The sequence below is a fragment of the Vibrio sp. 10N.239.311.G01 genome (assembly GCF_041465805.1).
Lineage (GTDB): Bacteria > Pseudomonadota > Gammaproteobacteria > Enterobacterales > Vibrionaceae > Vibrio > Vibrio crassostreae_C.
Window position 1 is genome coordinate 291,336 of record NZ_JBFSRM010000001.1, and the last position, 11,916, is coordinate 303,251.

Consider the following 11,916-nt stretch of genomic DNA (forward strand, 5'->3'; position numbering starts at 1 on the left):
ATCCTGAGTGAGCGTGAAAAATATGTCAATAACATAACTTTCACTTATGAGGGGGTAGATTGGATTCAGATTAAAAAATAGAAGAACGTATTATGTCTGAACTTCATATTAGCCGACCTAAAGTCTCCACATCACGGATCAATCCCGCCGTTTCACTATCGATCATTGTGCCGTTTTACGATGAACAAGAGGTGTTAGAAGAGTTTCATTCTCGCTTAACCAAGGTACTGGATAGCTTACCCATCACCAGTGAAATTGTTTATGTCGATGATGGCAGCAAAGACAACAGCTTGGATTTGGTGAGTTCATTCACTTCAATCAATAGCTCAATTTCTGTGATCGGTTTAAGCCGTAACTTTGGTAAAGAATCAGCGATGAGTGCTGGTCTTGAGCATTGCCGAGGACAAGCGGTGATCTTGTTAGACGCAGACCTGCAAGATCCGCCGGAGCTGATCCCACAAATGGTTGCCAAGTGGCGCGAAGGCTATGACGTTGTGAATATGCAGCGCAGCCAGCGTGATGGTGAAACGTGGTTTAAGAAGTTTTCAGCAGCAAGCTTTTACAAAGTCATGAACGTGGCAGCGAAGATCGATGTTCCAGAAAATGTCGGTGATTTCCGACTGTTAAGCCGAGAGGTTGTCGACCATATCAACCAACTGCCTGAACGTAACCGTTACATGAAAGGCATCTTTTCATGGCCAGGTTTTAGACAAGCAACGATTCAGTTTAAGCGCGATGCTCGCTTCTGTGGCGAGACGAAATGGAACTACCTGAAACTCATCGGATTGGCGATGGATGGCATCACATCATTTTCTATCCGCCCACTGCGTATTGCGACGGCCGTTGGTGGATTAGTGGCGCTTACCGCTTTTGTGTATGGCGTCTTCATCGTGTTCAAAACCATGATGTTTGGTGAGCCTATTACTGGCTACCCATCCATGATGGTGGTTCAACTTGCCCTTGGCGGCATTCAACTTCTGAGTATTGGTTTAATGGGGGAATACATAGGTCGTATTTTCATTGAAACCAAGAACCGCCCTTTGTATCTGATTCAATCGGTGGTCGATACCCCAGCATTAAAAACACATTTTAAATTAGAGGAGTCAGCATGAGCCTGAACCGAACGCACCTATGGTATTTGTTGGCTTTTGCATTGGTTCTAAGGCTCTTATCTCTGGCGACATACCCTTTAATGGATACTACGGAAGCGCGCTATGGAGAAATGGCTCGCTTGATGGTAGAAACCGGCAATTGGTTAACCCCTCAATTTGATTACGGCATCCCTTTCTGGGGTAAACCACCGTTGTTCACATGGATGAGTGCGGCTGGGATTGAGCTGTTTGGTTTGAGTGAGTTTGCTGTGCGTGCACCACACTGGCTAGCAGGTTTTGCGACGATTCTGTTGGTTGCATACATGGCTAAGCGTACCGGACAAAGTGCCTTGGTGGCGGCTGTGGTATTGGCGACATGTGGGATTTTCTCTATTGCGGCGGGTGCTGTGATGACCGACATGGCGTTAACGTTAGCGATGACCATTGCCATGTTAGGTTTTTACCTATGTTGGTTAGGAGGAGAGAGTTGTAAGGGAGAGGGCAATGCTGAGACTAATCGGTCTTGGGGTTATGTTGGTTTCATTGGTTTAGCACTAGGCTTGCTTGCAAAAGGGCCGGTAGCGATTGTGATCATGGGTATCGCTGTTTTCCCTTGGTTAGTATTGCAACATGGCTTCTTTGGCGCTTTCAAAGTGTTATGGCAACGCTTTCCACTGTTGTCTGGCTTAGGTGTGATGCTGGCGATTGCCTTGCCTTGGTACATCATGGCTGAAATGGCAACACCGGGTTTTATTGATTACTTTATTGTTGGCGAGCACTTTAAGCGTTTTGTTGTGAGTGGCTGGGAGGGCGATTTATACGGTTCTGCCCATGACCAAGCAAGAGGCATGATCTGGTTGTTTTGGCTTCAAGCGGCTGCACCGTGGTCGATTGTGTTGCCTATTTTGACTTTCGCCCGTCGTAAGAAAATCGCAGAAGTTAACGCTGAACATAGTGGATTGTTTTCATTCCTCGTGTGTTGGTTGGTCTCTCCTCTGATTCTTTTTACCATGGCGGGTAATATTCTTCCTGCCTATGTGTTGCCAGGCATTCCTGCCCTTGGCTTGTTGGTGGCAATGCTTGTAGTAGAAAAAGATAAGAAGTGGTTCTCGAGTGTGGCTTTAGTGCTACCTGTGTTGCTAATGATTGCAATGGTCTACCTCAACTTAGGCAAAGCGAATGAGAAAAGTGACCGTATTATCTTCGAACAGATTACGGATGAAGCGCCGAGCTTTTATGTCGGTAAACGACCGTTCTCCGGGCAGTTTTACAGTCATGGACAAGCGAAAAAGTTACTCGATGTTGAACAGTTAGATGGTATCGACAAGTTCTATCTGATTGGTAAAAGAGCGGAAGTAGAAACCAAGATTAAAGACAACGCGTTAACCTGTATTTTAGAACCGACGGTGAAGATCAAGCGCGCTCTATTTAGTTGTCATAGCCAAAATATCAAACCAAATCTATCGTTGAGCCATATTCGAAGTGATGGCGATGTTCAATTTTAACTCGTCATCGAGACTGTTTAGCCACAAGTTCGACGCGCTAAACAAAAAACTACAACCTCACCATAAGATGATTAAATTCGCTATGGTGGGGGCGGGTGGCTTTGTTGTCGATTGTGCCGTGTTTGCATTGCTGCATTACGTTATTGGACTGCCTTTGATGAGTGCTCGAATTGGCTCTTTCATCGTTGCAGCAACGACAACCTGGTTTGGAAATCGAGTGTTGACCTTTGAATTCAAAGGGCAGGGGAATTGGTCCGAAAAGCTGATTCAATGGCAAAAGTTCATGTTCTCTGCATCAATATCGGCGATACCTAATTTGCTGTGCTTTAAGTTGATGACTGAATTGCTGCCTGCATTTACTGGGGCAGTGTTTATCGCAATGGCGGTTGGCATCTTGGTGGGCATGGTCAGTAACTATTTGCTTAGTCAGTATTGGGTGTTTGCTCGTTAGGCTATCTTGTAACAGACACAAAAAAGCGCAGCTAAATAGCTGCGCTTTGTGTTTTTACGATAGCGAAGTCAATCGGTTCGCGATATTAGCGTTGTGCTGCGCGCTGGCGGTTCTTGCCGTTACTTGCAGGTTTGCCACCTTGACCATTGCCCGCTTTGTTACGGTTTGGTTTGCCATTTCCGCCGCCATTACCTTGTGATTGCTGACCACCAGGACCTTTCTTAATGAAGCCAGTCGCTGGTTTACGAGCATTGCCATTACCGCCACCTTGGTTAGCATTACCTTGGCTACCGTTACCATTCGGCTTCTTGCCACCCGGTTTCTTACCAGAGTGGTTACGTGGGCTTTCGCCACCAAGACCTGGCTGAGATTTACTGTGCTTAGTCGCAAAGCGTTGTGAACCGTGACGACCAGACTTACGACGTTGTGCCGGTGTTTGTGCATCAAAGTCTTCTGCTGGTACTAGGCAGTTTGCTTTGTCACCAATTAGGTGCTGTTTACCCATGCTGATCAGTGCTTCACGGATGATTTTCCAGTTTTCAGGATCGTGGTAACGAAGCAGTGCTTTATGCAGACGACGTTGACGATCACCTTTCGGCACAGGAACATCTTCACGCTTCTTATATTTCACGCGTTTCAGAGGGTTAGTCTCTGAGTAGTACATCGACGTTGCATTACACATTGGCGATGGGTAGAAGTTCTGTACTTGGTCACACTCGTAGTTGTGCTTTTTCAGCCACATTGCTAGGTTAAGCATGTCTTCATCTTCTGTGCCCGGGTGAGCAGAGATAAAGTAAGGAATTAAGTACTGTTTCTTACCGGCTTCAGCGCTGTACTTCTCGAACATCTCTTTGAAACGATCGTAAGTGCCCATGCCCGGCTTCATCATCAGATCCAGTGGGCCTTTTTCAGTATGCTCTGGAGCAATCTTCAAGTAACCACCAACGTGGTGAGTCACAAGCTCACGAACGTATTCTGGAGATTCAATCGCTAAGTCGTAACGTACACCAGAAGCGATCATGATCTTCTTAACACCCGGTACTTTTCTCGCAGAGCGGTACAGGTCGATAGTGTGTTGATGGTCTGTGTTTAGCTTTTCACAGATTTTCGGGAACACACATGATGGACGACGACAGTTAATTTCAGCTTTTGGATCTGAACAACCTAAACGGTACATGTTCGCCGTTGGGCCGCCCAAGTCAGAAATAGTACCTGTGAAGCCCGGTACTTTATCTTTAATGTCTTCGATCTCATCCAAGATAGATTCTTTCGAACGGTTCTGAATGATGCGACCTTCGTGCTCTGTGATTGAACAGAAAGAACAACCACCAAAACAACCACGCATGATGTTAACCGAGGTTTTGATCATGTCGTATGCTGGGATTTTCGCTTTGCCGTACATCGGGTGCGGAACACGCTTGTACGCAAGGCCAAACACGTAGTCCATCTCTTCTGTGGTCAATGGAATAGGCGCTTGGTTAATCCAAAGCTCGCGATCACCGTGACGTTGAATCAGAGCACGACCTGAGTACGGGTTTGTCTCAAGGTGCAGAATACGACTAGCGTGAGCGTAAAGAATACGGTCATTGTTTAGCTTTTCGTAACCTGGGATACGAACCGCTGTAGTTTTTGCATCGTGACGAGAAGGGCGAATAGTAATAGGTTGCGCTTTTACTTCTTCTTTTTCGTCTTTCTTGGTATCACACTGAGTTTCAACTTCGTACGGGTTAACCGGAACATACGCTTTGTTCGGCTTTTCGATACGAGAAGAGTCAATGATCTTGAAGCCTTCAGGGGCCGCAGGAAGATTGATAGCAGTACCGCGGATATTGGTCAGCGTAGACATGTCTTCACCATCGGCAATGCGGTGTGCTACTTCAACCAATGCACGCTCAGCGTTACCAAAAAGAAGAATGTCAGCTTTTGCATCAAACAATACAGAGCGGCGAACTTTATCTGACCAGTAGTCGTAGTGAGCTACACGACGTAAGCTCGCTTCAATACCACCAAGCACGATTGGCGTGCCTTTGTAAGCTTCACGACAACGTTGAGAATAAACCAGAGTTGCACGATCAGGACGCTTGCCACCTTCATTGTTCGGAGTATAAGCATCATCGTGACGTAATTTGCGATCAGAGGTGTAGCGGTTGATCATGGAGTCCATGTTACCCGCTGTGATGCCGAAGAATAGGTTAGGTTTACCTAGCTTCATGAAGGCATCTTTATTGTCCCACTTTGGTTGAGCAATAATGCCCACGCGGAAACCTTGAGCTTCAAGCAGACGGCCGATGATAGCCATACCAAAGCTCGGGTGATCGACATAAGCGTCACCAGTTACAATAATAATGTCACAGCTATCCCATCCAAGAGCATCCATCTCCTTTCTACTGGTAGGCAAAAAGGGTGCAGTTCCGTAGCACTCGGCCCAGTATTTTTTGTGTTCGTGAATAGGAGTGATATCGCTGTACATATTTCAACCTCTGATTTTTGAGGCGGGAATTATAGCGGCATGAGCCTAGACTAGCCAGTAGAACATGCCCCTGTTAGTTCTGGTGTCTTTCGTCTTTTTACGGTAAATGGCGATAAAAGAGCCATACAACAGCATAGTTGAAGCCTTGAATAACGTCGCTAATTTGTGATTTTGATTAGTGTTCGCAGCAGTTTTTGATATTATTCGCGAAAATAAGTCTGAAGAAGTAGATCCACAATGGTCGAAACGTTATTAGTACAATTTGCTCCGATGCTTTTAGGAACCCAACTGATCTTAACCCTCATCTTGGTGAAAGGGGATATTTGTCCGGGGCAGCGTGGTCGGATCCACAAGATGTTACCTGCGATTGGCGTGCTGTGGCTTGCCGTCGCTTCAGTAAAAATTGAAGCCTTTCTGGTCGTGTTCGCGATCTTTTATTTCTATTCTCAAGTTCAAACCAAGAAGACTCGCGATTCTGGTCCTATCTGGGTGATGTACTTGGCCTGTGGTTTAGCGTTGTCATATGTTGCTATACAAGCGACTGAGCAAGCAACCGCTGTTGGTATCATTACTACTTTGCTGCTAGTGGTACTGTTAGGAGCAGCGTTTGGCCATCTACTACTGACGATTGCAAGGACACGGTTGCAGGCATTTCATCGAGTGCTTCCTGTTGTGGGCGTGCTAACCGGTATGTTGGTAGTACTGGCGACCGTCGTGAGTGTTTACTCTTTGTCTGAAGCTCAATTAGAACCTGTGATTTCCACTTTGCTATTTAGTTTTGCTTTGTTGATCTCCTCAATCGTGGTGTGGTGTTGGCATTTACTGTTCGCAAGAACGCCTGAAAAGCTTCAACTGAGTATTTCGTTGTTGATGTTATTGGTGGCCGTTGTGGGTTTAACGCCAGTTTGGGCGCTTTAATCACGCACTTTCATTAATTACGTATTCTTGTTAAGAAGTGTGATCTGTTTTTTAGCGTGACGTTGGTAAGCGTTCTAAACTTAACTCTAGTCAGTGTGTTCGTAAGGAGTACGAGATGGATTTAAGCAACGTCAAAGGTTTCGATAGCATTATTTTGCTAGGAATCGTTAATGAAAAACTTCGCCTAGAATGCGATAGCTTTGAAGAGCTGATCAGCATGTATGAAATGGATACAGAAAGTGTTGTGGGCAAGCTCGATATGCTTGGCTATCAATACGATCCATTGACTAACCAGTTTAAGTCTTACTCGAGATAAGCTAAAGATTAGCGCATCTTTTATCGAAAATGACATGCATCGCGTGTTGTGGGTGTTGAGAGAAAAAAAGTCACAGATTATCTGTGACTTTTTTGTTTCTGACGAATCGATCGAGCTTAACTTAGCCATAAATCATCTTTAAACGACCTCTATGCCATCTAAGTGACTCTTACTTTGCTGTCTTGCCGTGCTAAAGAAAGCTTGCAGGTAACGTTTATCTTTCTCAGAGTTTCTTACCGCTGCGAACAGTCTTCTTGATAGTCCTTTGCCTAATGGCTTGCTGGCAATCAGCCCTTGTCTTGAGAATTCACTGATCGCCCAGTTTGGTAGAGCCGCTACTCCCAAACCTGCTGATACCATTTGAACTAGCATTAACGTGTTGTCCGCTTGTTTCCACTTTTTAGGTTCTACACCCGCAGGCTGTAAAAAGTGCTTCACGACATCTAAACGCTGTTTTTGAACAGGGTAGGTGAGCATGGTGAGATCGCTAAGATCTTGCGGTTCAATGCTCGCTTTTTCTGCCAAAGGTGAGTTGATTGCGGTGATCAAACGCATCTCAAAATCAAAGAGTGGTTCGTAGTGAACCTCAGAGCGAGGCTGTATATCAGAGGTGATCACCAAATCTAGCTCGCCTGCCATTAGCGCGGGTAGCGGCTCAAACCCAAAGCCTGACGAGAAATCTAGCGTTACGCTTGGCCAAGCCACTTGATATTCCTTCAAAGCAGGCATTAACCATTGGAAGCATGAGTGACATTCAATCGCCATGTGCAAACGACCATTCACATCCTCTTTCAGGCTCGCGAGTTCGTTCTCCGCTTTAGCTATTCTTGGCTGTATCTCATCGGCAAGCCTAAGCAAAATCTCACCTTCAGAGGTGAACTTAACTGGTCTAGTTTTACGTAGGAAAAGCTGACCACCGATACGCGCCTCAAGGTCTTTCAGTTGGTGAGAAAGCGCCGACTGAGTCAAGTGAAGAGAAGTTGCCGTCGCTGTTAGCGAGCCGCTGTCTCTTAAGGTAGTCAATGTTCGAAGGTGTTTAAGCTCTATCATGAGTTTTCCTCATATTCCCTAAGCTAATTCAATATTTCTTAATAATCACCCTACGGGGTTTTCTTCCATTTGTAAACGTCTAGATGTCCAGATGGATTTAATTTTTTCAGCTTTAGATTATTCAAGATGAATATTTTTAATAAACAAGATGAATATTTGGACGTTGTTCATCGTTCAGATTAGGGAGATAGTTTAGCCATCCAGACGCCTTATAAAGAACTTAAACCATAAGCTAGGCAGTTTGATCGAACACTAAAAATTATTGAATAAGGAACAGGTTCATGACTACGACAACGCATATTTTAGGCTACCCACGTATCGGCGAAAAACGCGAACTCAAATTCACTTTAGAAAAATACTGGCGCGGTGAGATTAGCCAATCAGATTTAAAGCAACTCGGTAGCGAACTAAGAAATCGTAACTGGAATGTACAAGCTGACGCGAATCTTAGCTTTGCAACTGCGGGTGACTTCGCATGGTACGACCATGTATTAACAACGACTTTACTTCTAGGCCACGTACCAAAGCGCCATACTGGTGGTTCTGAAGATGAAAAATCCTTCCCAGATTTAGATACTTTGTTCCGTGTGGGGCGTGGTCAATCTCAGGTTCAGTCGACTTGTTGCGGTGGTACGCATACGTCTAGTGACGGCACTAAAGATAGCTCTGCGGCTTCTGATATGACTAAGTGGTTCAACACCAACTACCATTACATTGTGCCTGAGTTCAGCAAAGACGATTCCTTTGAAGTGAGCTGGCCACAACTGTTTGACGAAGTGAGTGAAGCGATAAAATCCGGGCATAAGGTGAAGCCAGTTTTGTTAGGCCCGTTATCTTATTTATATCTTGGTAAAGAAGTGGAGGAGGGTTTTGATCGTTTATCTCTTCTTCCGCGCCTTCTTACCGCTTACCAAGCAATTTTGGCAAAACTCGCTAAGTTGGGGGTTGAGTGGGTTCAAATCGATGAACCAATTCTTTCGCTTGAGCTTGAGAGTCAATGGGCAGATTCATTCAAGTTGGCGTATCAAGTGATTCAAGGTGATGTAAAACTGCTGCTCACTACTTATTTTGATTCGGTGACTGATACCTTAGATAAGATAGTAGAGCTACCAGTTAATGGCCTACATATCGACTTAGCAGCAGCACCACAGCAACTTGATGAAGTAGTGGGTAAGTTACCTGAACACTGGGTACTTTCAGCAGGGGTGATTAATGGACGAAACGTTTGGCGAGCTGATTTAGCCGCTCAACTAGAGTTACTACAACCAGTGAAAGAGAAGCTAGGAGACAAACTTTGGGTAGCAAGTTCATGTTCACTTTTGCATAGTCCAGTCGACCTTGAGTTAGAAGATTCACTCAGCGATGAAGTGAAGAGTTGGTTTGCTTTCGCGAAACAGAAAGTGACCGAGGTGAGTATATTGGGTGCGGCACTAGACGGTAACCACAATGCTATCTTGGCGTGTGAAACCTACAGCCAGCCGATTGTTGCACGCAAGAGCGCGACTCATGTGAATAAGCCGCAGGTTCAAGCTCGTATTAACACCATTACCAAAACCCTAACCGAGCGAAGTGCTCCTTATGCCGAACGCGCTTCACATCAGTCTGAGGTGTTAGGTTTACCATTATTGCCAACCACAACAATTGGTTCATTTCCACAAACCGGAGAGATCCGTGTTCAGCGTAGTGCTTACCGCACTGGCAAACTGAGTGAAGCGGAATACAACACCGCGTTGAAAGGTCATATTGCGGATGCGGTGAAACGACAAGAAGCACTTGATTTGGATGTACTGGTTCATGGTGAAGCTGAACGTAATGATATGGTGGAGTACTTTGCTGAAAATCTAGCAGGCTTCCAAACTACCAAATTTGGTTGGGTACAAAGTTATGGCTCTCGTTGCGTGAAACCTGCGATTGTGGTTGCGGATATCGAGCGTGAAAAACCAATGACGGTGGAATGGTCGACCTATGCTCAATCTCTGACTTCAAAGCAGATGAAAGGCATGCTAACTGGGCCTGTTACTATCTTGTGTTGGACATTCCCACGTGAAGATATTTCACGCAAAGAGATAACCAATCAACTGGCGTTTGCGTTGCGAGATGAGGTGTCTGATTTGCAAGACGCAGGTATCAACATTATTCAAATTGATGAGCCTGCCATTCGTGAAGGTTTGCCATTGAAAAAGCGTGACCATGCAGAATACTTAGAGTGGGCAGTGGATGCCTTTAAGATTTCAGCTGCGAGTGCTAAACCAGAAACTCAGATTCACACCCACATGTGTTACAGCGAGTTCAACGAGATCATTGATTCAGTCGCTGCGCTAGACGCCGATGTGATTACCATAGAGACTTCTCGTTCGAACATGGAACTGCTGAAAGCGTTTGAAGAGTTCAACTACCCGAATGCGATTGGGCCTGGCGTTTATGACATCCACTCACCAAACATTCCTTCAGAAGAGTGGATTGTTGATTTACTTAAGAGAGCGGCAAAGAAAATCCCAGCAGAACGTTTGTGGGCAAACCCTGATTGTGGGCTGAAGACGCGTAACTGGGCAGAGACAGAAGCGGCACTGGCTAATTTAGTTTCAGCGACTAAAATGCTGCGTAAAGAGTGGGAGTCGGCAGAAGCATCAGCATAATTAAAGCTAGGGTGTTATCGTTCTAAAAACAAAAGTCTGAGAAAAGAAAGGCCTCGCATCTGCAAGGCCTTTCTTGTTTGTTACTAGCTTAACGTTAGAAATCAAATCTAGTTAATGCTCTGACATGTCTCTTTGCTGATTAGCTTTTCAACCATCAGTTGTCCGCGAGTGTTGCGAACCTTAATGTTGTAAGCCAAGCCCATGTCAAGGTTTGCTCTAACTTCAGAGTTGGTGCAGTAGCTGTTAACACTCATATCTACGACTTGGTTTAAAGGCTTAGCACCTTTAGCGTCTTGGTTGTAGATCATCATGATCTCGATAACGGTGTTTTTTGCCAGTACACGCATGACTGACAGTGGGCCATACTCAATCGGCAGGCCGGCAGATAAAACGCCAGCACGGTGTTGCGCCATCATTTCAAGCTGTCTTTGTTGGTCTTGCTCACTTGAAGCACAGCCTGCGAGCAGAGCTAAAGCCAGAGAGCCAATAATCCATTTTTTCACGTTAAAATACTTTCTTGAATGGTTTTACAATGACATTTTGGTAGACACCTGCCTCAATGTACGGATCTGCGTCTGCCCATACCTGTGCGTCCTCTAAAGAATTAAACTCAGCAATTACAGTAGAGCCAGTGAAGCCGGCTTCACCAGGGTTGTCTGAATCAATCGCAGGCATTGGGCCAGCAGTCAAAAGTCGGCCTTCATCGTGAAGTGTTTGCAGGCGTTCTAGATGTTGTGGGCGAACACTTAGGCGCTTTTCTAATGAATTTTCGACGTCTTGAGAAAAAATCACGTACCACATATTGGTATATCCTTATTTTACTTCACTGAATTGGGGGCGTTTAAATTCGCTATCTTGCTAATTTACGCGAACTAATTGGTATTGGAAGAGCTAATGATAAGAAATTGTGAAATGGTGCGAGAGAGAAGTATGGTCTTTAGCGATTTCATTCGTTGAAACTAAAGACCGTCTACATTAGCAGCTTGGTGAAAAGTACTATTTATTGATCGGGCGAGGCTTACCACCCTCATCGACAGCAACGTAGTTGAATGTCGCGCCACAAACCTTGTAGCGGTCGCCGATACCGTGATCAAGTACAGGCTTAACCCAGACTTCTAGGTCGATATTCATCGAGCTGCGACCAATCTTAGTGCAGTCACCATAAACACACACAACATCACCCACTGAAACCGGCTGTTTGAACTCGATACTCGATACTGAAACCGTGACTATCTTGCCGTTAGATATCTCTTTTGCCAGTATGCCGCCAGCAAGGTCAAGCTGTGACATTATCCAACCACCGAAAATCTGGCCTGCTGCATTTGTATCAGAAGGCATCGCTAATGTGCGAAGAAGTAAAGAACCAATCGGGTTCAAAGTTGATTGAATAGTCATTGTCGTACTCTTAATGGTATTGATTGTTTTATATAAAAATAGATGTGTTTACGAGACTCGTGGTGGTCTAATTTTTAACGTCTT

The 11,916-nt window shown here is 45.1% G+C and carries 11 protein-coding genes; 6 read left to right on the top strand and 5 right to left on the bottom strand.

Features of this window, described 5'->3' with window-relative positions:
- The first annotated feature begins 92 nt into the window (after positions 1-92).
- Genes AB6D06_RS01250 through AB6D06_RS01260 form a run of 3 tightly spaced genes read left to right on the top strand, consistent with a single transcriptional unit; the run spans position 93 to position 3,047 of the window.
- Complete coding sequence (locus AB6D06_RS01250; RefSeq protein ID WP_102398635.1) at positions 93-1,112, top strand: glycosyltransferase family 2 protein; 1,020 nt, start codon at positions 93-95, stop codon at positions 1,110-1,112.
- Positions 1,109-2,596, top strand: coding sequence for an ArnT family glycosyltransferase (locus AB6D06_RS01255; RefSeq protein WP_372100500.1), 1,488 nt, complete (start codon positions 1,109-1,111; stop codon positions 2,594-2,596). The genes AB6D06_RS01250 and AB6D06_RS01255 overlap by 4 nt, the downstream gene beginning before the upstream one ends.
- Positions 2,583-3,047: a GtrA family protein gene (locus AB6D06_RS01260; protein WP_372097804.1), complete on the top strand. Its 465-nt coding sequence runs from the start codon at positions 2,583-2,585 to the stop codon at positions 3,045-3,047. The genes AB6D06_RS01255 and AB6D06_RS01260 overlap by 14 nt, the downstream gene beginning before the upstream one ends.
- An 85-nt stretch (positions 3,048-3,132) precedes the next feature.
- On the opposite strand, the gene AB6D06_RS01265 is transcribed toward AB6D06_RS01260, so the two are convergent.
- Positions 3,133-5,517 (bottom strand): YgiQ family radical SAM protein, encoded by a 2,385-nt coding sequence (locus tag AB6D06_RS01265; protein WP_372109835.1) that lies wholly within the window; start codon positions 5,515-5,517, stop codon positions 3,133-3,135.
- A 237-nt stretch (positions 5,518-5,754) separates the two neighbouring features.
- On the opposite strand from AB6D06_RS01265, the gene AB6D06_RS01270 reads away from it, so the two are divergent.
- Positions 5,755-6,435 carry a hypothetical protein gene (locus AB6D06_RS01270; RefSeq protein ID WP_029235143.1) on the top strand — a complete coding sequence of 227 codons (681 nt, stop codon included), beginning with the start codon at positions 5,755-5,757 and terminating at the stop codon, positions 6,433-6,435.
- 115 nt (positions 6,436-6,550) lie between these two features.
- Entirely contained in the window at positions 6,551-6,751 is a 201-nt protein-coding gene (locus tag AB6D06_RS01275; protein WP_010437991.1) for a DUF4250 domain-containing protein, read from the top strand.
- Between the two features lie 138 nt (positions 6,752-6,889).
- Here the strand turns inward: AB6D06_RS01275 and AB6D06_RS01280 are convergent, their stop codons facing one another.
- Positions 6,890-7,801 (bottom strand): LysR substrate-binding domain-containing protein, encoded by a 912-nt coding sequence (locus AB6D06_RS01280; RefSeq protein ID WP_010437993.1) that lies wholly within the window; start codon positions 7,799-7,801, stop codon positions 6,890-6,892.
- A gap of 281 nt (positions 7,802-8,082) precedes the next feature.
- On the opposite strand from AB6D06_RS01280, the gene metE reads away from it, so the two are divergent.
- Positions 8,083-10,437, top strand: coding sequence for a 5-methyltetrahydropteroyltriglutamate--homocysteine S-methyltransferase (gene metE, locus AB6D06_RS01285; protein ID WP_016789268.1), 2,355 nt, complete (start codon positions 8,083-8,085; stop codon positions 10,435-10,437).
- Between the two features lie 107 nt (positions 10,438-10,544).
- Here metE and AB6D06_RS01290 read toward each other — a convergent pair whose 3' ends face one another.
- From AB6D06_RS01290 to yciA, 3 genes are all read right to left on the bottom strand, one after another.
- A complete protein-coding gene (locus tag AB6D06_RS01290; RefSeq protein ID WP_010437997.1) occupies positions 10,545-10,940 on the bottom strand; it encodes a GspS/AspS pilotin family protein in 396 nt (131 codons plus the stop codon).
- Between the two features lies 1 nt (position 10,941).
- Positions 10,942-11,238, bottom strand: a complete 297-nt coding sequence (locus tag AB6D06_RS01295; RefSeq protein WP_010437999.1) for a YciI family protein — start codon at positions 11,236-11,238, stop codon at positions 10,942-10,944.
- A 195-nt stretch (positions 11,239-11,433) separates the two neighbouring features.
- Positions 11,434-11,832 carry an acyl-CoA thioester hydrolase YciA gene (gene yciA, locus AB6D06_RS01300; protein ID WP_010438001.1) on the bottom strand — a complete coding sequence of 133 codons (399 nt, stop codon included), beginning with the start codon at positions 11,830-11,832 and terminating at the stop codon, positions 11,434-11,436.
- Positions 11,833-11,916 lie beyond the last annotated feature (84 nt).

Bases quoted from the DNA above. Each gene is read 5' to 3' on its own strand.
- AB6D06_RS01250 (WP_102398635.1), top strand. From the start codon at position 93: ATGTCTGAACTTCATATTAGCCGACCTAAAGTCTCCACATCACGGATC.
- AB6D06_RS01255 (WP_372100500.1), top strand. From the start codon at position 1,109: ATGAGCCTGAACCGAACGCACCTATGGTATTTGTTGGCTTTTGCATTG.
- AB6D06_RS01260 (WP_372097804.1), top strand. From the start codon at position 2,583: ATGTTCAATTTTAACTCGTCATCGAGACTGTTTAGCCACAAGTTCGAC.
- AB6D06_RS01265 (WP_372109835.1), bottom strand. From the start codon at position 5,517: ATGTACAGCGATATCACTCCTATTCACGAACACAAAAAATACTGGGCC.
- AB6D06_RS01270 (WP_029235143.1), top strand. From the start codon at position 5,755: ATGGTCGAAACGTTATTAGTACAATTTGCTCCGATGCTTTTAGGAACC.
- AB6D06_RS01275 (WP_010437991.1), top strand. From the start codon at position 6,551: ATGGATTTAAGCAACGTCAAAGGTTTCGATAGCATTATTTTGCTAGGA.
- AB6D06_RS01280 (WP_010437993.1), bottom strand. From the start codon at position 7,801: ATGATAGAGCTTAAACACCTTCGAACATTGACTACCTTAAGAGACAGC.
- metE (WP_016789268.1), top strand. From the start codon at position 8,083: ATGACTACGACAACGCATATTTTAGGCTACCCACGTATCGGCGAAAAA.
- AB6D06_RS01295 (WP_010437999.1), bottom strand. From the start codon at position 11,238: ATGTGGTACGTGATTTTTTCTCAAGACGTCGAAAATTCATTAGAAAAG.
- yciA (WP_010438001.1), bottom strand. From the start codon at position 11,832: ATGACTATTCAATCAACTTTGAACCCGATTGGTTCTTTACTTCTTCGC.